This is a genomic window from Chryseobacterium sp. AG844 (genome assembly GCF_003182335.1).
Taxonomy (GTDB): Bacteria; Bacteroidota; Bacteroidia; order Flavobacteriales; family Weeksellaceae; genus Chryseobacterium; species Chryseobacterium cupriresistens.
In genome coordinates, this window is sequence record NZ_QGTV01000016.1 from 1 (window position 1) to 21,804 (window position 21,804).

Here is a 21,804-nt window from a genome sequence, read left to right on the forward strand (position 1 = left end):
GCTAACGCGGGAGAGTAGGCCGCCGCCAGTTTTTATTTTATTTTTAAAAAATCCTTTATCATTGTGATAAAGGATTTTTTTGTTTTATACCCAAGTTAAGCTTATAAGTAATGAGCAATGGGTAATGAGTAATGAGTAATACATGGTTATTCATCATTCACCAACTATGTATGTCTTAATTGTCATAAAACACAGTATCATATCGTCTGAATTAAAGGAATCCTAAAGACTCTAATAAAGTAGGCTGGATTCCTGCGGAATGACACAGTAAGAAAGAAGCGGCACAAATAAAAAGAAAGACGCCATTGCAACCAATAACACCATTGGAAAAGATAACCACGGAATCCGTATCCCGGACTTCATTACATCATTTATAATTTATCATTGATGATTTATTCATCATCCTAGCCCCGATAGAAATGGTTACCCCGCAGCTTGGGTTGGAGTGAATGTGGTGGAGCGTGGGAGTGCATGGGCGCGAGGAGTATGAATGGATAGCGGGAAACAGCTCCAGAATTTTTGATGTTTGTATATGCTGATCAACAGAAATAATTGAGTAGCCAAACGTCTTTAGTATAGTGATAGTTTTTAACTTGTGACCAACTTTATTCAATTACCGGAGATTTTTGTTTTTGTAATTTAAAATTGTGTAACTTAGTAAGGTAAAAACAGTTACGAATCTAAAAATATATACTATGAAAAAACATTTATTCCCTCTATTTTTACTGGTGTTAGGCATAAATGCGCAAGCACAACAGGATTTCTTTGCGATTACAGGAAAAGATACCCAAAGTATTACATTCAATGATTTTCGTGCAATTGATGGCACTAATGGAACTTCAGGAGAGAAGCTTTTTACTGCTGAATCTTCATCAAACGTATTTTCCCAAGCAAGAAAAGGTGTTGTAGCAGAAGACAAAAATTCTTACAATCATTCTCAATCTGTAACATTAGCAGCTCTTGCCTATGATTCTTCGAACAATAATCTGGTATACATGCCTATGTTTTCTTCGAATATCTATGTGTTGAATCCGAAGACAAAGGAAATTACTTTAGTGGAAAATAAGGTGGCAAGAGTATCATCATGTGATATTAATTCTCATATTACCAGAATGGCAACCGGATATAACGGTAACATCTATGCTGTTAATAATGCGGGGACACAGTTTTTGGAAATCAGCAAAAAAGCAGAAGAATACATTGTGACTGATCTTGGAATTATTAAAGATGACCCTTCTAACGGAAGAAATTCTTTTACGGCTATGGAAACTGGTTTTGGCGGTGATATGATTGCTGATGCAGATAATAACTTCTATGTTTTTGCTGCTTCAGGAAATGTTTTCAAAGTTCTGACTAAAGATTTAAAAGCGCAATTTATAGGTAAAATTGCTGGCATTCCTGATAATTATTCCGTAAATGGTTCTGCTGTAAATGCTCAGGGGAAAGTGGTAATAGCAAGTGCAAAGGGAGGTGCTTTATACGAGGTAGATCTGACAACTTTGCAGGCTAAACAGCTTCCGGGAGAACAGGGGCTTCATATTTACGATTTGGCAAGTAAATATTTTGCTAATGATAAATCTTCAACAGTAAATACTCTGGCTGCTAATCTTGATATTTATCCGACAAGAGTTGATGAACACTATATCAACGTTCATGTTAATAATAATTTAAAAGGTGCCATTAAACTGAACATTTTTGATATGGCAGGTAAAAATGTAATGACTCAGAGCTTATCGGTGAAAAATGGCTCAATGGACGAAAAAGTATACCTTAAAGGATTGGTAACGGGAGCGTATATTGTAAATATTGCTGATGAATCAGGGAAAGTTATATTCAATAAAAAGATTTTAGTTACAAGATAATAGAGTGCTATAAATTAGCATATAAAGACCTTTTCAAATTATTTTGAGAAGGTTTTTTAATGATTATTTGATATCCAATAAGTTTTATTTTTCGATATTAAAATGTACTTTTATAAAAAAATATAGATGAAACTATACTTTAATGTAGGATATATTGTAAATGCTGGAGAAAATTTGCAGCTGGTATTTGGTGAAGACGAGAATACCGTACATGTCCATACTATGTTTTATGCGGAGAATGGTTTATGGAAATGCGAAGTAGACTATTTTTCAAAACTCATTTCTTATCATTACCGGGTGGTGAATGAAAGAGGAAATGTATTAAGAGAAGAATTTGTGGGACATCATTTGAGTTTTCCACATAATTATAAGGAATTTATCATTTTTGATGAATGGAATAACAAAAACTTTCCTGAGAATTATTTAAATAATAAAATCCTTTACAATAAACTGCACGATTTTATTCCCGAAAAAGTTACAGTTTTAAAAAAGCATACCCATCTGTTCAGAATAGAAGCCCCTATTTATAATAAGGATTGGAGGATTGTTCTTTTCGGAAGCACAGCATCACTGGGAAACTGGAGCTATGACCAAGTTGTTCATCTTAATCAGACAGATTTTGGAATGTGGGAAACTTCTGTTGAAATTCCGGAGAATGAATTTATCCAGTTTAAATATTGTATTTATGATACGAAAGAAAACAGGGTTATAGATGTAGAAACGGGAGAAAACAGATTTACAGTTGCCAATCCGCTGAGTGATGTGCTGCAGGTAGTTTCCAATCATTATTTTAGGTTTAAGGGATATCAGATGTACCATGATGCCGGTGTCGCAATTCCTGTATTCTCATTGAGAAGTGAGGATGGATTTGGAGTAGGAGAATTTACAGATATTAAAAAACTGGCGGATTGGACGAAAGAAACCGGTCTTGGAATTATCCAGATTCTTCCGATCAATGATACAACCGCCAATTATTCATGGACAGATTCTTATCCATATGCAGCAGTATCTGTTTATGCGCTGCATCCACAGTATATTTCTTTAGAAAACCTTGATTATTCTTTACCGAAAGAATTAGTTGATGACTATCTGTCTGAAAAAGAGAAATTAAACTCTTTGGATCTGATCGATTATGAAAAGATGATTGAAGGCAAGTGGAAATATCTTACAGCCGTTTTCAACAAAGAAAAAGACAAAATTTATAAAGACAGAAATTTCAAGAAATTCATCAAGGATAATGAATACTGGCTTGTTCCTTATTCTGCATTCTGTGTTTTGAGAGACAAATATAAAACACCTAATTTCAACGAGTGGAAAACTCACAAAAAATATATTGCAGGAAAGATTTCGCAGTTCTTTACAACGAAGAATAAAGACTATGATATCTCAATGCTTCATGCCTGGGTACAGTATCAGTTACATGTACAGCTGAAAGATGCTGTTGATTATACCCATAACCTGGGAGTTTCGTTGAAGGGAGATCTTCCCATTGGTATTTACAGATATTCTGTAGAAGCCTGGACAGAACCGGAACTATTCGGAATGGATTTTCAGGCTGGAGCACCACCTGACCAGTTTACTGAATTGGGACAGAACTGGGAGTTCCCGACTTATAATTGGGAAGCTATGAAAGCAGATGATTATAAATGGTGGAAAAACAGGTTCAAAGCACTGGAACAGTATTTTGATGCCATGAGAATCGATCATATTTTGGGATTCTTCAGAATATGGAGAATGCCGGTTTCTGCTGTACAAGGGATTTTAGGATACTTTTACCCGGCGGTTCCAATTGTTTTGGATGAATTCAAGGCCTGGCAGATTCCGTTTAATTTTGACAGGTATTGTAAGCCTTTTATCAACAATAAGATCTTATGGGATTATTTTGGAGAAGAAAGTGCAAAAGCTCTTGAGTTGATGAGCCGTAATGAAGATGGTACCTATGCTTTTAAAGAAGAATTTAATACCCAGAGAAAACTCGTTGACTTCTTTAAAAAAAAATCATACGGATCTATTGAAGAGAAATTGATTTCCCTTTGTGCCAATGTTTTGTTTTTACCGGAAGAAAGAAATGGGAAGACGGTTTACCATCCCAGATTTAATGTTTACAATACAGAGTCTTATCAATACCTTCCCGAATCGGAACAGAAAAGTATATATGACCTTTACCACGACTACTTCTTCAGAAGACAGGACCGCTTGTGGTTTGAAAAAGCCATGGAGAAACTTCCGGTTATCCTGAATGCTACCAAAATGCTGATCTGCGGTGAAGACCTAGGAATGGTTCCTGCCTGTGTACCTGTTGTAATGGACGAATTGGCCATCATAGCATTGAAAGTACAAAGAATGCCTTCTGAAAATATTCCGTTCTATAATCCTAAGAATGCAAACTATATGAATGTAGTGACAGCTTCTTCCCATGACAGTTCAACGTTGAGACAGTGGTGGAAAGAAGATCCTGTATTGACACAGAAATATTACAATCAACAGCTGATACAATACGGAAAGGCACCTGAAGATCTCAATCCCCACCTTGCTGAAATCATTATGAAGCAGCATTTGTATAATGAGGCTATGCTTGCTATTTTCCCGATGCAGGAATTTCTGGCAACAGATACTGAGCTTACCAATAAGAAAATGGACAATGAAAGAATCAATAATCCGGCGGTTTTTCCACATTATTGGCGTTACAGAATGCATATAAAACTTGAAGATCTGAAAGAGAAAACCTCTTTCAACAAAAAAATTGCACATTGGATAAAAGATAGCGGAAGAGCGTAAATTTTACACTTGATTATCAGATAGTTAAAAATATTTTAAAAGAAGTTTAATCTTATGATTTAACTTCTTTTTTTTATTTGTATCAAAAAGATAGAATTAAGATATTCTGCTATATATTAACCAATTAACGACTATAAAGATGAAAAAAATATTTTTGGGATTAGCTTTTGGGTTGGGCGTTTTGACGTCTGCTCAGCAATATCCGAATAATGGTTGGGATGATGACGGTTATTATCAGAATGATGGAGGTTATTACAGTGACCAAGATGATAGAAATTATTTCCCTGATGATTATTATTACAATTATCCTCAGGATTATTATCCAAGTAATTATTACCAAAGCTATTATAACGACTACAGAGGAAGTATTATCAATATCGACTGGAACGGATTTTTCGTACAGAACAGATTAAGCAGATGGCAGGTAGACCAGATTATGAGATTGAATAATCTGTTTGTAAGTTTCACAGCATGGAATAATTTCTACAGATATAATCCGGACAGATGGTACTATGACAGGTTTTATGCATTGGAGAGAATTTTAGGACCAAGAGTATTTGTGGTTTTCCAGAATAACTACTACAGAGGTTCCAGCCCAATCGTATATTTCCAGAATTACAGAAGAACGTATTACGTACCGAGATATACGGTAATGCCAAGATATAGAAATATTAATATCAACGTTTACAGGGTAGACCGCTCAAGATTCCACAGAATGGATAATCCTACTTTTGATATTATCAGAAGAGGCAGCAGACCGGACAACGGTTTCAGAAACACGGGAAACAATGGAAATTCAGGAGGATTCCGTGGAAATAACGGAAATAACAATAATTCCGGTTTCAGAAATGACAATAGTGGTGGTTTCAGAAACAGTAACGGAGGCGGCTTCCGGGGAAATTCTGACAATGGAGGAAACAGAGGAAATAATGATAACGGAGGCTTCAGAAATAATAATGGTGGCGGATTTAGAGGGAATAGTGAAGTAAGAAGAGAAGCTCCTAAAAGAGAAAACAATAGCGGCTTCAGAGGAAACAATGGAGGAGGCTTCAGACAAAGATCTGAAAGTTCTGCACCTAGACAGGAAAACCGTGGAAATAACGGTGGTGGTTTTAGAGGCAGTTTAGTAAAGAATTAATTTTCATATATTATATTTAAGTGGTGTGAAGGGCAGGTTTTTATAATCTGTCCTTTTTTTTGTTGTTTTATTAATTTGTTTTTGTTAAAATTTAACATTATTTATGAATTTGTTAATTTAACTTGTGTTTTAATTCATTATCAAAAAGGTATAATAACAAAATAACAATTAATTAAATTTTAAAAAGATGAAAAAATTAGTTTTAGCAATAGCATTTATCGGAATGGGAAGTTTTGCAATGGCACAACAAACTACAATCCCGCAGGACAAACATGCAAGAACTGCTGAAATGAAGCAGAGAATGGAGCAAAAACAACAGGAACATTTAGACCAGATGCAAAAAGACCTTAATCTTAATGCTTCTCAGGTAGCTCAGATAAAGGTACTCCAGGATAAAAGAAAAACGGAAATGAAGGCAGAGTTTGACAAACATAAGGCAGACAGACAAGCTAAGATGCAGGAAATGCACGCCAAAAGAGCACAAATGGATGCTGATATGAAAAAAATCCTTACTCCTGATCAATATGATAAATGGCAGGCTGACAGAAAAGCTAAAGCAGAGAAAATGAAGATGGCTATGAAAGAAAGAAGAATGATGAAAAAGCCGATGAATACAGGAACTGCTGAAGTAAAATAACAGTTTGTAATTTTAGTTTTTTAATGTTTTAAGGGTGGATGTTTTTCCATCCTTTTTGTATTAATTTTCTTTAAAACTTTTGATGTAGGGCTTTTATTCCCTATTTTTGACTATAAATTTAATACGTATGGTTAGCGAAAAAATTGCAAAATTAATTAACGAACAAATTGCCCACGAACAATACGCCGCTCAATATTATCTTTCAATGTCTGCATGGTTTTCAGGAAAAGATCTGGATGGAATTGCCAACTATTTCAGAGTACAGAGCAAAGAAGAATTGATGCACGCAGATAAAATGTTTGATTATTTGAATGATGTAGGAGGAGAAATTATCATTGGAGAAATTCCAAAACCTCCACATGAGTTCGAAAACGCAACGGATATTTTTGAGAAAGCATTAGCACATGAGAAAGTCGTAACTAAAAGTATTTTCAATATTGTAAAAAATGCAAACGACGAGGGAGATTTCGCAACAACATCATTCCTGCAGTGGTTTATCAACGAACAGGTAGAAGAAGAAGCGAGTGCTTCTCAATACGTAACAAAAATCAAAATGGTATGCGATAATCCATCTGCATTATACCTTTTTGATCAGGAATTGTCACAGAGAGTATTTACTCCTGATACAACTGCTTAAGATTGAAAATTTTTCAAAATATAAAACCGTTATCCTTTAAGAATAGCGGTTTTTTTGTTATGATAAAAGAATTATTTCCTATGCGGCCGCCTTTGAATTCTCACAGCGGAAATAAAAACCACCGCTCCCAATACAAAACTTAGAAATAAAGAGTTGGCAATATTTTCAGCGGGCCCAAAATGGTGGTCATCTGGGGTAACGGGCGGGTCTAAGCAATCAACAATATTGTAAGTGACCACTGTCGTAAATAACATGATAATCAGGCTTATAAAAAAGGAGTTCAAGTATATTCTCATGGTTGGTTAGTTGTAAAACAAAATATAATCAAAGACTGTATGATTGTACTCGTCTTAGAATAAAAATACTAAAACCTTTTTATATTTGAACAATTTTTGCGAAAAATTGTTACAGTAATGTTTTGTAAATCTTCAGATTACAGATAAATGATCTGAGTTTTTAGTACTTTTTTGCCCAGACGTTCAAGAATGTTTTTATATCCTTCTACCTGCGCTTCATCTTTCGCTTTTGGTTCACCGGTTTTGAAATCTACAATTATATAACCTTCTTCACCCTTTAAAATACGGTCTGGCCTGAAAATATGGCTTTCTCCTCTTTCAGAAATCATGATATCTTTTTCGTTGATTACTTCCCATTTTTCATCAAAAAATTCTGCATACGTTCTGACAATTTCCTGTAATGTAATCTGTATTTCATTTTTTTCCTCCAGTGTAATCTGCCCTTCCAAAGCATAACCGTCCAATACTTTCACTATATCTCTTTCTGTATTGATCTTCGATAAAAGTTCATGCACAAAAAGCCCGATTCTTACCTTTTCATTTCGTACCTGATAATTTTTAGACGGCGTAGCAATTTTGATGGATGTACTTTTCTCATTAACATTCTTCAGGTTCTGGATATTCTGGGTTTTAAAAGAAGAGCTTTTATCTTTAGAATATTTCTTCAGCATTTCAGGATTCACCGGGTAAACATCAAACTCGTCAGCCTGTTCAGGATTTTTTGTCTGAAGGAATTCCAGAAGCTCAAGATTATTAGAGGTCTTATTTGCCTTTTGCAGATAGAAAAACAGCTGTTCAACAGGTCTGGTGGTAGCTACGTATTGCAGACATAATCTGTCGATCAGGTTTTTATAAGAATTCTTTGTGTTGAAAAACAGAATTTCATCATCATAAGCTTCCAGGTTTTTACTGAATTGATTGATGTTGACCGATTTTAAAGCTTCATTTTCATTCGTGTCAAACCAGTTGGTGAACTCACTGTCCCGGTTTTTGTTCATCATTGGGATAAAAACAATCGGGAATTCCAGTCCTTTAGACTTGTGGATTGTCATAATCTGGACAGCCTCGATATTTTCCGAAGCCTGAATAGTGTATGAAGAAGCTTCTTCATCCCAGTATTTCAGAAACTCTTTGGTACTGGCACCTGCGTTCTGCGTAAAGTTGAAAAGCATTTCCAGGAAGTTCAGTAAAAAGTCTGTTTCTTTATTTTCAACAGAAAATTCGTTGATATAATATTCAATAAAATTATAAAGATTGAATCTCGGAAAGTTATCCTGTTTAAGCTGCAGCGAATATTTTTGCTGGATAAACTGCAGAATTTCTTCATGCCCTTCAATATCCAGAATTTCTTTCATTCCTAAAGTGAAATCCAGCATATCAATTTTTCCGAGTGTATTCAGATGGTACATCATCATGATCAGACAATGTTTATTCTTAGGATTGAGCTCCCAGCGAAGAAATTCAATAACAGCCTTTAACGTATTGGAAAGTTCCAATGTAAGGCCTTTATCAGAAATCGTTTTAATATTGGTTTCTTCTCCCTTGTAGCTGACTTTTAAAGCTCCCAGTTTCTGAGAATAACTGAAAATATCAAAATTTCCACGGCAAAGAATAGTGATGTCAGAAAACTTGAAACCATTATCCAGACATTCCTGGATATCTTTCCGCATCCTTTCTGAAGTATCATTGTAAAATTCTTCATTCGTAAGATTTTCGATCAGATTTACCTTTACGCGCCCATCCATTTGGGATTTTGGATTTTGCTCAGCATCTGCCCCGAAAATATTCTGATGTTCTTCCAGCAATCCTTCAGAATGAAAACGGTACAGTTCATTGTTGAATTGTACAATGTTTCTGGCACTTCTCCAGTTATCCTTTAATACCAGAAGATCAGCTTCTTTAGGTGAAAATTCTTTTTTGTTGATGATATCCAGCATTAGTTTGCTTTCGCCGCCACGAAACCGGTAAATACTTTGCTTGGGATCGCCCACCAATGTAAATGACGTGTATTCTGTAGAAACACTGTGATCTCTCAGCGGAACAAAATTCTGCCACTGTAGTTCTGACGTATCCTGAAACTCGTCAAAGAAATAATGCTGAAACTGTGAACCTACTTTTTCATAAATAAAAGCAGAAGGTTCATTTCTAAGATTTTCATTGATCAGAATATTAAATTTAGAAAGAAGAACAAGATCATTTTCTTCTTCAATTTTCTGAAGCTCATCCTGAATATCTTTGTTTACCTTTAAAGGAAGAAGAGCAGACAAAACTTTCTCTTTCTTTTGAGTTTCAATATACAGAATGATAAGCTTCATTCTGTTGTCGAGAAGCTGATCCAGGATTTCGAAAATTTCAGATTCTTTATGTTTCGATTTTGAAGACGCTCCCTTTCTATAATTATTGATAACAGATTCTTCCTGCGTAGTAGGGAAAGGAAAACCAGCTCTTTTCTGCTGATAAAAATCGATAACCTTAGTAAAAAAGCCTCCGATTCCGTTTTTACCCTGGGCAAAATCTTCAATATCAATATTTCTTGATCTGAATAATTCAATAGAACTTGCGGCAAGCTCTGCGGACTGTTTTTTATTGAGAACAATCTCTTTACGAAGCGTATTCTTGATATTCTCATAACTGGCATCGTCAAAGCTTTTATTGCTTTTCAGATGCTCATAGTGAATATCCTTTACAAATTCCTTAGCCGAATCATAAAGATTTTTATTAAGATTGATCCTTTCATTGTTTTCCAGACTGTAGTCTACATAATCCATGAAAGAATTGGAAATAGTCTCATTCTCACCAATCTGATCCAGCATCTTATCAACGGCTTCTATCAGAAACGGTTCAGCTTCAATTTCAAGGTTAAAATTTTTAGCCAGTCCCAATTCATAGGAAAAACTTCTTACCAGTCTTGAGTTAAAACGGTCAATCGTTCCGATATTCAGTGTGGAATAATTGTGGAGAACATAATCCAGCATTTTTTTAGAACGCTGATGAAGGTCATCGATGGTAATTTTCAGCCCCTGTTCTTCAAATGCTTTCTGGATGTTTTTCAGATCCGTATTCTCTGCATAATCTTTAGCTGAAAAATTTCCCAGCCACGATAAAATTCTTTCCTTCATCTCGTTCGCTGCTTTATTGGTAAAAGTAAGCGCGAGAATATTCCTGATCGACTGCTGCTGATTAGGGTAGCGGAGACAGATCATCAGAAGCCTTTGTACCAGGGCATAGGTTTTCCCGGATCCGGCAGAAGCATTGATGACTGTGTAAGAATTTTGCATTGTTAAAAGAGAATTGAGACTGCAAGTTAGCTAAAATTTAAAAGAAACTTTAACAATTTAATTACGCTATTTAACAGTTTACAGGGTAAAAATCAAAAAGAAATATTAAAACGCGTTAACTGTGGTTAAACTTATGGGATACATTAAAAATAATTTTAGCTTTGCTTTATAAAAAATAGCCCGTGAAACTTAAACTATTCTTTTTCTTATCCTTTATTCTTTTTATTCATACCCAGGCCCAAAGCTATATATTTGGTAAAATCATTTCCGAAAACGGTACTGAAATGCAGGATGTGAATGTTGTCAATATCAGAACTGATGAGATCGTAGTTTCAAACAGGGATGGTCATTTTATGATTTCGGGAAGACAGGGAGATGAACTTCGTTTTATAAAAGCGGGTTATGAACGTATCACCAAAATAGTTTCCCAGGAAAACACACAATCTCCGATGAATATAAGTATGGTTCGCCAGACTATTCAGATTCCTGAAGTGGAAGTGAAACAGGGGCTAACCGGAAACCTTAAAATTGATTCAAAACTTTATAATAAACCTCAAAAGGTTGAAAAACTGCTCAAAGAGATGGATCGGTATATTGCTCAGAAATCAGATCCCAGAATACTGGCCGCAAAACCCGGGGAATTTGTACAGCCGAAAGGCCAGGGATTTTCTATTGGGAAAGTAAAAGATAAATGGGATGATGTAGATTTAATGAAGTACATCAGAGCAAGCCTTGGTGATGATTATTTTACCAATCTTAAAATTGAGAAACCTCTGATAGAACATTTTATTTATTATGTCTTTGCAGGCGGTTTTGAAAGGAAAAAAATCCTGAAATACGGATTCTGCAGTGATGCGGATCTGAACAGGTTTCAACGTTTTGTCCTGACAAGAATTTCATCTTATCGTGCTCCGCAAACTCAAAGATAATATGGAAATAAAATATATCAGAAGAGTTTTATTATTAGTGCTTTTTTGTACCGCTTCAGGATTGTGGGGACAGCAAAAAATATCAGGAAAGGTAATAACAGGCGATGACCTTGATTTAGCTCCTGTACTCGTTGTTAATATCACAGGGAACAGAAGTGTATTAAGTGATATGTCCGGAAAATTTGAAATCGAAGCCAAAGAAAATGATGAGATCAGATTTGTAAAAGAAGGATATTACCGTGTTGATAAAAAATTGACCAAAGAAGAGATCAATACTCCTTTCAATATTATTCTGAAGAAGATGGAAATTCAGATTCCTGAGGTCAGGATTAAGTACCGGCCTACCGGAAATCTGGCAAAAGATAATCAGCATTATAATGAATCCAGAAAGCTTCAGACCTTAAAATCAGATATGGATGATTATATGAGAAGTCCGCTGAATGAGCCTTTACCTGATAATGCCACATCAAAAACTTTTACCGGTCATGATTTCAATGCAGGGCAGGTCAATCTGTTTGGCGTATTTAATGCTGTAAAGAAACTGGCACAGCCTAAGGTTACCAAAGCCAATTACAATGAAACTCAGGATTTCCTCAGGAGGGTTAAGAATGAAGTAAATCTGGGGTTCCTTAAAAAGTACGGAATGGATGAAGAACAGATTGATGCATTTCTTCTGTATGCCGATAAAACCCGTTCATTGGCGAAAAGATACCGTAAAGATTTTAGTATCACTGTCATTGAATATGAACTTAAAATTGCTTTCGGGGAATATAGTAAGACAAACAAATTAGAAGGAGTTAAAGAATAATATATAAAAATCAGAAGTTGGGTTATTTTACTGAAAATATTGAAACATCCGGACAGAGAAAATTTTTTCTTTTCCTGATGCTTCTGTGCAGTACTTTTATTTTTTCTCAGCAGAAAGTGACAGGGCGAATCGTAGATGACAATGGAGAGAATTTAAGTAAAGTAATTGTTATCAATATGTCTACTGATAAAAAAGTATATTCTGATTCTGAAGGTATATTTTCTATTGATGCCAATCCTAATGATGAATTAAGATTTGTAAAAGAAGATTTCAGAAGAGTTTCCAGAAAAGTTCTTACCAATGATATCAATTTGCCACTCTTTATTACTCTTTATCAGATTCCGAAGGATGTAGGAGAGGTCAAAATTGTGAAAAAACTCACCGGAGATCTGGAAACAGATTCCCGGATTGTTGCTAAAGTAGATAAAGGAGAGCAGGTGAGAGATGCCGTCGGTCTTCCGCAGCCGGTCGGAAAAATGAGAGAAAAACCGGCAGAAGTAAAAAGTGTACTTTTACCTATACTTTTGGGAAACCTGAATGTTCAGGGCGTATATGATCTGATAAGCGGGAAAGCCAGAAGACAGAAAAGACAATACAGATATGACGATCTTCAGGAACATATCGTCTGGGTTCGGGATAGAATAGAGGATGAATATTTTATCAAAGCCGGAATTCCTGGTGACAGAATTTCAGAATTTATTCAATTTTCATTTTTAGCAAAACCTCAGGTACGAACCTATGTAAAAGCAAGAAATCTTTCGGGGGTTATGCTGAGACTGGAAGAGACAGTTCCTCTTTTTCTGGAGAGAGTAAATCAGGATCAAAAGTAATTTAAATGTTAATAAATTCTTAAAATATTGGAATAGAAATTGATACCATTTTGGTAACACAAATTCACACATTTTATGAATAAAAACATTTTTGCAGTAGCTATTGCAGCATTAGGTTTTGTAGTAGGTCTCGGTTTTTTGGGAAATGCTATTAAAAACAGGAATAAATCTGAAAATACCATTTCCGTGACAGGATTAGGAACCAAACAGTTTACATCAGATCTGATCACCTGGTCCGGAAGCTTTTCCAAAAATAATGTGGATCTCAAATCTGCCTACGATGAACTGGCAACAGACAGAAAAGTAATTAATGACTATTTGCTTTCAAAAGGGATACAACAGAAAGAGATCGTGTTTTCTTCCGTAGATATTCAGAAACAGTTCAGAAGCTATAATGATTCAAACGGAAACTATGTACATGGGGAATTCTCCGGTTACAATCTCACCCAAAAAGTTTCTATTGAAAGTAAAGAAGTGGGAAAAATAGAAAACCTCTCCAGAAATATTACCGAAATCATCAACCGAGGAATTGAATTCACTTCTTCTTCACCAGCGTATTTCTACACCAAGCTGGCTGCAGTAAAACAGGAAATGATTGCCAGTGCTACAAAAGATGCTAAAGAACGTGCTGAAAAAATTGCGGAAAATTCTGGAAGCAGTCTCGGGAATCTCAAGAAGGCAACCATGGGTGTGATTCAGATTACAGCACCTAATTCCAATGAAGATTATTCTTATGGCGGAACTTTCAATACTTCATCCAAAGATAAAGAAGCCAGTATTACCATCAAGCTCGAATACGAAGTAAATTAATAGAAAAAGTTGTCTGATAAACTTTATAAAACCACAAAAGTCACAAAAGGACTCATTTTAAAACACTTTTGTGCAGTTATGTGAGTTTAAAATTATACCTCATAAAAGCTCACATAAGATTGAAATCAAAGATTTTCACAAAACTTAGGTGAACTCATTATGCATAAAGTTTTGCTCTAAAAACTTAAGTGTTTAAAACTTTTGTGCCTTTTGTGGTCAAGAAATAGAAAATAAAAACGCTGGAAGACTATTCCGGCGTTTTATATTTTAAGCATAAATAATGTTATGAATTTCTTTTTTGGCTTCCTCTATATTTTCAGGAGTATAATTGGCCAGCAGCCATAAGTTTAAAGATTTTTTCCCTTCGCCATAGCTCGGCTGAACATGAGTAGTATCAATCAGACTGAATTTATTTCTCTGATAAAAAGAATACCGTCTTGATGCATCTTCGCTCAATTCTGCAGGTTCAATTTCCAGAATTATACGTGGGTAATTTTCTGATAAATGATTCATAATATGAGATCCCAGTTTTTTACTTCTGAATGCTTCTAAAACTTCAAAATGCTCTACAAAAACAAAAGAGCTCAGCTTCCACAGGATGAGGTAGCCAATAGCTTCCGATTCGTGGATAACAGACATGAATTCCACATAAGGATTTGTAAATAAACTTTCAAACTGATCTTTATCTCTTTGTTCGTCTACAGGAAAAGTTGTGGTGTATGAAGCATAGATTTCCTGAACCCTATGATCTTCTGCAGAAGTAATCGGTAAAAATTTCATAATTTATAAATCAAAGACACTCGGTCTTCTGGTGATGAAAATATCTTTAATCCAAAGGGTGAATGCCAGTCCCAGATAGATCAGAAAGAAAAATCCAGCTGTAGCGAAAGTAGAATAGATGAAGAAAACTCTCAATTTAGAAACAGGAATTCCCAGCTTGGCTCCCATTCTGGTCAGTACACCAAACCATTCTCTTTCCATTTTATGACGAATATTACTCAGCATTTCCAGATTGTTATTTATAAGTTTGAATCTATTAATCAAAGTTAAGGAATTTTTTTGACAAAGATTTTGATCGACAAAACTGCCCGGATAAGGTTATTCTTTCAAGAGTTTATAGCCGATAGTACAGGCTAAACAATTTTTCGGCTCGCAATAGGTTTTATAATGATAGATAAGACTTTGACTTTCCAACGCATTGGTGACCTTTAATCCATGTTTTTTCCAGCTCGTAATGATGGTGTTTTTCTCTCCGGAAATTGTCTTGTAAAGCGCAATAATTTCATCTGCAATATCTTCCTTATGATATCTGTGATAAGCATATTGTAAAGGAAGTATGGTATTTAGAATGAGAAGATCAACAAAATCTTGGCTCAGTGTTTTAGGCTGTACTTTGGAAATACTCCCGAAATTAAAGTGAAAATCCCAATATTCAGAAGCTTTTACAGATTTGAAAATAGTGTACAGCTGTTCTGCGTTTCTTGCTTCCATGATTTTTGAAAATAAATTCTGCTGCCTGTAAAGGTCAGCCAATTGTGACAACCGGATTGTTGGAAAATTCGGTGGTCTCAGTCTTAAAAACTTAGGATGAAATTTTAAATCAGAAATGGAAAATTTTGCCTTGATAAAATCGAATTCTCTTTTCCATATTGTCATCTGCCCGTCCTGGGGTTTCTCTAGCCATCCTGAAATTCCAAATAATAACGCTTCAAGCTGAAGGGGATTCTGACGTATTTTATTGATAATACTGTAATCTATACTTTCCGCAATCTGCCGGAAAATAGAAGCATTTACTTTTAACCCGAATGAGTAGGCAAAACTGTGAAATAAAACAGCTTCAAAATTATTTTTATATTGATGTAAACTCTGTTCAAGTTCTGAAGATTTCTCATCCAGTTTTTTCAGTATACTTTCTTCATAAAAATTGACCGGGATTTTTTTCGGATCAAAAATCTTTTCGCAGGCAATAAATTCATTACCATTCATAAGTTTTTGATATTTACAAAGAATATTTTTATCAATATAACTTTGAAGTTCCAAGGTTGGAACCTGCTTTCCGATAAGTTCATGAATGTCTATGTCGTGCTGAAATACAACATGAAGAATAATATTGCGGTAATTGGGATCCTGGGAATGATTGTGGAAAATCCAGTCTGAAGAGCGCACGTGCAGTTCTATATTTCCAGCGAGAACTAGACCATTGATTTTGATTTTAGCATCAAGAAAATCAGGGCCTGCATTTTTGTTCCATTTTCCGAAATAGATGATCTCAACGGAATTTCCTTCAATATCCTTGAAGTCAAAATGTTTGAAAACCTTATAGTTCCAAAGATATTGAAGTAGTTTTTCCGTCATAAGTGTGACGTAAATATAATAGAAATATTATACTTTCGTCAGCTCCTTATTAAAATTTTCTATGGTTGTTCTATACATTTTCTCATAGATAGGAAGAATGTTTTTCAAATCGAATTTTATCGCCTGATCTTTCGCATTTTGCTTCATTTTGGCTAAAAGTTCATCGTTACTCAACAGCTTGATCGTGTAGTTGCTCATCGCTTCCACATTTCCGATTTCAGCAAGATATCCGGTTTCCCCCTGAATGTTCACCTCAGGAATTCCTCCTGCATTGGAACTGATCACCGGAGTATACGCTGCCATGGCTTCCAACGCTGCAAGACCGAAACTTTCCTGCTCGGAAGGCAGAAGAAATACATCCGAAAGCTGTAAAATTTTATAGAGATCATTCACCTTTCCTAAAAGGCGGATTTTGGAAATAAGCTCAGGATTTTCTTCCAGAAACTGATTGACCTTTTCCATATCAGGACCTTCACCGATGATGATCAGCTTGGATTTCACTTTTCTTTCCACATTCTTAAAGATCTGCAACACTTCGTCAACACGTTTTACAGGACGAAGGTTAGACACGTGAATCAGAATTTTTTCATCCGGATTGGCAAACTGTGTTCTCTGGCACTCAGAACAGTCATCAAATTCAGAATTATCAATAAAATTGGTAATCACCTGAATTTCTTTTTTGATATTGAAAAACTGAAGGGTATCTTTTTTCAGGCTTTCAGAAACCGAAGTAATCGCATCAGACTGATTGATCGAAAATTCTACTGCATGTTTATAACTCGGGTGCTGGCCTACAAGGGTAATATCTGTACCGTGTAATGTAGTGACCAACGGAATATCATTATTGTCTTCCTTGAGCATTTGTTTTGCCGTAAATGCCGCATATGCGTAAGGAATGGCATAATGTGCATGAAGAAGATCCAGTTTATAAAGATTGACAACTCTGTAGATCATAGAGCTTAACGCAATATCATAAGGCTGATACTGGAAAAGGGGATACGTCTGAACATTGACCCTGTGAAAGAAAATATTCGGGTTGGTGATATCTAATCTTGCAGGAAGTGCAGAACTGATGAAGTGTACTTCATAGCCTTTGTTGGCAAGTGACATTCCTAATTCTGTTGCTACAATTCCGCTTCCTCCGTAGGTAGGATAGCAAAGTATGCCTATTTTCATTAGATTATTGTTGTTTTAATTTTGTATTATTTGGTTTTTGTTGAGGTTGTCATAGGAAGATCTATACCCATTCCCGGTTTCAACTGATCATTAACCAGTACCGGAAGTTTTCCCCATATTTTTGTTTTTCCATTGAAAGCATCCGCAGTTGCATTCATAGAATCATCATTGTTTTCATATGAAACAAGAACGGTTGAAACTTTTGAGATGTCAATATCTTTTAATGCATAAGCACTCCCGAATACATTTAGAATGACATTTTGATTTTTGGAAAGATCAGAAAGTACTCTTTTGGATTCTGCTGAAATTTTATAAGGTTTATAAGCCGTAGAATTATCTTTATGGAAACCTACGATCACTGTAGATCCCGCTGGAATTGTATTAATTTCTCCTGCTTTTTTAATGATAACATTGTTACCCAATCTGTTGGCAAAAGTCTGATAAGGAGCTTCTTCAAGAGGAACATAATAAGTCTGTTTTCCTGTAAGAGGAAGCAATTTCTTTTCATCTTTTAATAAAGTCAGGGCATTGGAGTAAAGATTCTGTACCAATTGGATATGAGAATCATTATTTAAATCCTTATTGATATTTTCAGGGTTTTTAGGAGTGTATTGAGTTAATCCAAGGAAATATTTGGTTAAAAGGATTTTTTTCACACTTTCTTCCACTCTGGATTGAGGGATTTCTCCTTTATCAATAGCTTTCTGGATCAGTTTTTTACCTTCAGAAACACCTTGTGAGAAAAGCATAATGTCATTTCCTGCTTTAAAGGCCATAGCATCCAGTTCGCCCGGTTGGTATTTATTAGCTACAGCACCCATATTTAATGCATCAGTGATGATTAAACCTTTATAACCCAGCTTATCTTTCAGTAATCCTGTAATGATATTTTTAGAAACAGAAGCCGGAATTCCTTTTCCTGATTCTAAGTTTGGAACATATAAATGAGCAACCATTACACCACCAATTCCCTTATTCATTAATGCTTTGAATGGTGCCAGTTCTACGGCGTTAAGTCTCTCAATAGTATGAGAAACGACAGGAAGATCCAGGTGGGAGTCTGTGCTGGTATCTCCATGTCCCGGGAAGTGTTTAATAGCAGCTAAGATATTGTTATCCTGAAGACCTTTAGAATAGGATAGGGCAGAGTTGATTACATTATTTACTTCAGAGCCAAAGCTTCTGTTACCAATAATCGGATTACTAGGATTGGTATTGACATCTACTACAGGAGCAAAATCCCAGTTGATCCCCATTCTGTGACAATCTTCCGCAATTTTTGCTGCCATCTGATAGACAAGATTTTTATCCTGAATAGCACCTAATGTCATAGCCCATGGAAATTTGTGAGCCGTGGCAATTCTCTGGTAGAGCCCCCATTCTGCATCCATTCCGATCATTAATGGAACTTTTGATTTTTGCTGAAATTCATTGACCAGATTGATTTCTCTTGCTGCATCATCCTGCATTAAAATCAGACCGCCTATTTTATCATTCGTAACAATATTTCTTACCTGGCTGATATAGTCTTCTCCTCTGTTGGTGTATAATGCCACAATAAAAAGCTGTCCTAGTTTTTCATCCTGAGAAAGATTTTTATAGGTGGTATCAACCCATTTCTGAGCTTTTTTCAGGTCTTCCTTAGAAACATTTTTTGGCTGATACTGGGCTTTCACCTTAGGGCTTATCAATGCGACAATAAAGAGTGAAGTATATAATAATTTCTTCATGACTTTTTGAATAAGAACAAAAATACAATTAAAAATATGAGGAAAACAAAGTTTTTGAGATTTTTGGTATATGATTTGAATATGCATTATAAATAATAACTAAACTTTAATAGAAATGAAAAAAATACTTCTCTTCTTATTCCTGGGTGCTGTAGGTTTTACTGCTTATAGCTGTGATAATAGTGATGATGTTGTGGTACAAGGTCAGGATAATGATACGTATTCAACAGCTTATGATATTATTCCGAAATTTAATAAACAAGATAGCTATACATATCATTTTGATGATGCATTTAAAAGTCCATTACTTGAATCAGATGTAGTCCTTATTTATTTACAAACAGGTCTTACCAATAATAATTCTCCAATTTGGAAATTGCTTACCTATACAGAATATCCTAATAACGGTGCTGATAAAGTTGAATATTCATATGACTTCAGTAAGTTTGATATTGGGATTGATGTAAGATCTACTACTGGAGTTAACCTTGATAATAACCCAGTATACTACACTAACAAAAAATTCAGAGTAGTTATTGTTCCTGCCAAAACAGGTACATCTAATAAGAGCGCAGCAACACCTACGGTTGATTATTCAGACTACAATAGCGTAATTAAGTATTACAATATTGACGAGTCTAAAATCAAGACTAAATAATTTAGAAATATCTTTTCAGTTTTTTATAATTAAAAAAGTCCCGGGGGAAATTCTCTCGGGGCTTTTGATTTATAATAGAAAATGATACAAAGTGTCTACTTGGTATCTCTGTTTATATAAAGCCTGTATTTTTAGCAGTATATTAAAAATTAAAAGCCTCAGAGTATTTATTCTGAGGCTTTATTTTTATTAGTTATCATTGTCATCAAGAAGATGTCCAAAGAAGTCTTTTTTTGTCTGCAGATAACCTTTGCTTATTTCATTGGCAGGAATCTGTAATGGGACTCTTGAATTAAGGTGAATATTGCTGTCTACCACATATTTTACCTTTTCAGGATTATTGGTGAGTAGATTGATATCTTTTACATCCAATAGATTCAGAATTTCAATGGCTACACCAAAGTTTCTGTCATCTGCAGGAAGTCCCAGCTCAAGATTGGCCTGTACGGTATCCAATCCTTTTTCCTGTAGTGAGTAAGCCTTAAGCTTGTTGATGATCCCGATGTTTCTTCCTTCCTGACGAAGGTAGATGATAATCCCACCGTTTTCTTGGATATATTTCATTGCAGCATCCAATTGTTGGCCGCATTCACATTTTTTTGAATGGAAAACTTCTCCGGTAATACATTCTGAATGGAAACGAACATTGACCGGTTTTGAAAAATCTGTATTTTCAGCAACGATGGCCATATGCGGCATCCAGTCGTTTTCGTTTTCGGAGAAAGCGATCATTCGGAAAGTGCCGTGCTCTGTGGGAACATTGGCTTCCGCCTGAATTTTAATCATTGATAGTTCAATTAGTTTTTAACTTCCTGGCAAAGTATCTTCAATAACAGAAATATTGGTTTTTAAACGTACCAGATATCTGTTAAGAACTTCATCGTCGTCTCTGTCAAGATTCTGCCTTAGCTTTTGAATTTTTTTGTATGATTTTTCGAAGCTTTTAAGGGCTCTGCTTTTTCCGGCAGAATTGCTGGCATCAATAGCATATAAATAATTCTGCAGACTGTATTTCAAACTGGTAATCTCATCATTTAATCCGTTGTTTTTAAACTTGGGAAAAGTGGAGATCATATTTGAAATTTCAGAAGCATTGACATTCTGTTTGATATTGATATTAAAATTCTTCTTAGAGCTTCTGTCTGAATCAGACCCTTTAGCATCACTGTAAAAATTATTTGACAACGGAGAAAGATTAAGCTTCTCCGATGCGCAGGAAGATGTTAATATGATAAGTACTCCAAAGAAAAATAGTCGTTTCATTTTTGTTGCCCTTTTTGATAAAGGATTGGGTTAAGACTTTCATCGTTGTACATTTTCATTTGTTTGTACACTTTCATCTTAACGTTACCGTTCTCAATATCAGCAAGCAACTGATCTATAGAAGTTGATAGATCTTCTTTCTGAGTAAGCAGAACATCCAGCTTAGCCTGGCAGTTGTTTCTGTGTTCTTCAGAAGCAGAATCTCTGTTAGCTTCTAACGACATATGATAAACCTTTAATGCAAGAATTGATAGCCTGTCTACTGCCCAAGCGGGAGTTTCTGTATTTATTTTTGCTTCAGGTTTAGGAGTTATATTTTCAAACTTATTAAGAAACCAGCCATCAATATACTCTACCAAATCAGTTCTTTTTTGATTGGAAGCGTCTATTGTTCTCTTCAGTTGAAGAGCTTCAGCCGGATCAATATTTTCATCTCTAATTATATCTTCCAAATGCCATTGAACGGTATCAATCCAGTTCTTTGCATACAAAATCCGTTCCAAACTATCTTTTTCGAACGGGTTATTAATTAGAGTGTTAACGTCATCAGACACGTGATAGTCTTCAATAGCTTGATTGAAGACTTTCCATGCAGTCTCAGTAAATTTCATTAATTCTA

19 protein-coding genes are annotated in these 21,804 nt (G+C 35.3%); 10 read left to right on the plus strand and 9 right to left on the minus strand.

Features of this window, described 5'->3' with window-relative positions:
* Positions 1–695: 695 nt before the first annotated feature.
* The 5 genes from DEU40_RS15195 (at position 696) to DEU40_RS15215 (ending at position 7,052) form a co-directional block, all read left to right on the plus strand.
* Entirely contained in the window at positions 696–1,862 is a 1,167-nt protein-coding gene (locus tag DEU40_RS15195; protein ID WP_110010627.1) for a T9SS type A sorting domain-containing protein, read from the plus strand.
* 126 nt (positions 1,863–1,988) lie between these two features.
* Positions 1,989–4,640, plus strand: a complete 2,652-nt coding sequence (locus tag DEU40_RS15200) for a 4-alpha-glucanotransferase (protein ID WP_110010628.1) — start codon at positions 1,989–1,991, stop codon at positions 4,638–4,640.
* 139 nt (positions 4,641–4,779) lie between these two features.
* On the plus strand, positions 4,780–5,778 hold the full coding sequence (locus DEU40_RS15205) for a hypothetical protein (protein WP_110010629.1): 999 nt from the start codon (positions 4,780–4,782) through the stop codon (positions 5,776–5,778).
* A gap of 187 nt (positions 5,779–5,965) precedes the next feature.
* On the plus strand, positions 5,966–6,415 hold the full coding sequence (locus tag DEU40_RS15210; RefSeq protein ID WP_110010630.1) for a hypothetical protein: 450 nt from the start codon (positions 5,966–5,968) through the stop codon (positions 6,413–6,415).
* Between the two features lie 127 nt (positions 6,416–6,542).
* Entirely contained in the window at positions 6,543–7,052 is a 510-nt protein-coding gene (locus tag DEU40_RS15215) for a ferritin (protein WP_110010631.1), read from the plus strand.
* 433 nt (positions 7,053–7,485) lie between these two features.
* Here DEU40_RS15215 and DEU40_RS15220 read toward each other — a convergent pair whose 3' ends face one another.
* Positions 7,486–10,626 carry a UvrD-helicase domain-containing protein gene (locus tag DEU40_RS15220; RefSeq protein ID WP_110010632.1) on the minus strand — a complete coding sequence of 1,047 codons (3,141 nt, stop codon included), beginning with the start codon at positions 10,624–10,626 and terminating at the stop codon, positions 7,486–7,488.
* A 182-nt stretch (positions 10,627–10,808) separates the two neighbouring features.
* Here DEU40_RS15220 and DEU40_RS15225 point away from each other — a divergent pair, with 182 nt between their 5' ends.
* From DEU40_RS15225 to DEU40_RS15240, 4 genes are all read left to right on the plus strand, one after another.
* A complete protein-coding gene (locus DEU40_RS15225) occupies positions 10,809–11,555 on the plus strand; it encodes a hypothetical protein (RefSeq protein ID WP_110010633.1) in 747 nt (248 codons plus the stop codon).
* A 1-nt stretch (position 11,556) separates the two neighbouring features.
* Positions 11,557–12,363, plus strand: coding sequence for a hypothetical protein (locus DEU40_RS15230; RefSeq protein ID WP_110010634.1), 807 nt, complete (start codon positions 11,557–11,559; stop codon positions 12,361–12,363).
* Between the two features lie 17 nt (positions 12,364–12,380).
* Positions 12,381–13,193, plus strand: coding sequence for a carboxypeptidase-like regulatory domain-containing protein (locus DEU40_RS15235; RefSeq protein WP_228406530.1), 813 nt, complete (start codon positions 12,381–12,383; stop codon positions 13,191–13,193).
* Between the two features lie 75 nt (positions 13,194–13,268).
* Positions 13,269–14,003, plus strand: a complete 735-nt coding sequence (locus DEU40_RS15240; RefSeq protein ID WP_110010635.1) for an SIMPL domain-containing protein — start codon at positions 13,269–13,271, stop codon at positions 14,001–14,003.
* 267 nt (positions 14,004–14,270) lie between these two features.
* On the opposite strand, the gene DEU40_RS15245 is transcribed toward DEU40_RS15240, so the two are convergent.
* The 5 genes from DEU40_RS15245 to DEU40_RS15265 form a co-directional block, all read right to left on the minus strand.
* The gene (locus DEU40_RS15245; protein WP_110010636.1) at positions 14,271–14,783 is read right to left on the minus strand and encodes a GNAT family N-acetyltransferase; all 513 of its coding nucleotides are present in this window, start codon (positions 14,781–14,783) and stop codon (positions 14,271–14,273) included.
* A gap of 3 nt (positions 14,784–14,786) precedes the next feature.
* Positions 14,787–15,008 (minus strand): PspC family transcriptional regulator, encoded by a 222-nt coding sequence (locus tag DEU40_RS15250; RefSeq protein ID WP_002981826.1) that lies wholly within the window; start codon positions 15,006–15,008, stop codon positions 14,787–14,789.
* A 93-nt stretch (positions 15,009–15,101) separates the two neighbouring features.
* Positions 15,102–16,358, minus strand: coding sequence for a DUF2851 family protein (locus DEU40_RS15255; RefSeq protein ID WP_110010637.1), 1,257 nt, complete (start codon positions 16,356–16,358; stop codon positions 15,102–15,104).
* A 27-nt stretch (positions 16,359–16,385) separates the two neighbouring features.
* The gene (gene bshA / locus DEU40_RS15260) at positions 16,386–17,534 is read right to left on the minus strand and encodes an N-acetyl-alpha-D-glucosaminyl L-malate synthase BshA (protein ID WP_079240311.1); all 1,149 of its coding nucleotides are present in this window, start codon (positions 17,532–17,534) and stop codon (positions 16,386–16,388) included.
* 26 nt (positions 17,535–17,560) lie between these two features.
* A complete protein-coding gene (locus tag DEU40_RS15265; protein ID WP_110010638.1) occupies positions 17,561–19,264 on the minus strand; it encodes a glycoside hydrolase family 3 protein in 1,704 nt (567 codons plus the stop codon).
* A 115-nt stretch (positions 19,265–19,379) separates the two neighbouring features.
* On the opposite strand from DEU40_RS15265, the gene DEU40_RS15270 reads away from it, so the two are divergent.
* Entirely contained in the window at positions 19,380–19,922 is a 543-nt protein-coding gene (locus DEU40_RS15270) for a hypothetical protein (RefSeq protein ID WP_110010639.1), read from the plus strand.
* A 189-nt stretch (positions 19,923–20,111) separates the two neighbouring features.
* Here the strand turns inward: DEU40_RS15270 and ribA are convergent, their stop codons facing one another.
* The 3 genes from ribA to DEU40_RS15285 are packed head-to-tail and all read right to left on the minus strand — an operon-like array spanning position 20,112 to position 21,796.
* Positions 20,112–20,708 (minus strand): GTP cyclohydrolase II, encoded by a 597-nt coding sequence (ribA, locus tag DEU40_RS15275; RefSeq protein ID WP_110010640.1) that lies wholly within the window; start codon positions 20,706–20,708, stop codon positions 20,112–20,114.
* Positions 20,709–20,726: 18 nt separating this feature from the next.
* Entirely contained in the window at positions 20,727–21,185 is a 459-nt protein-coding gene (locus DEU40_RS15280; RefSeq protein WP_062672271.1) for a hypothetical protein, read from the minus strand.
* Complete coding sequence (locus tag DEU40_RS15285) at positions 21,182–21,796, minus strand: DUF4254 domain-containing protein (RefSeq protein WP_110010641.1); 615 nt, start codon at positions 21,794–21,796, stop codon at positions 21,182–21,184. The genes DEU40_RS15280 and DEU40_RS15285 overlap by 4 nt, the downstream gene beginning before the upstream one ends.
* Positions 21,797–21,804: the final 8 nt, after the last annotated feature.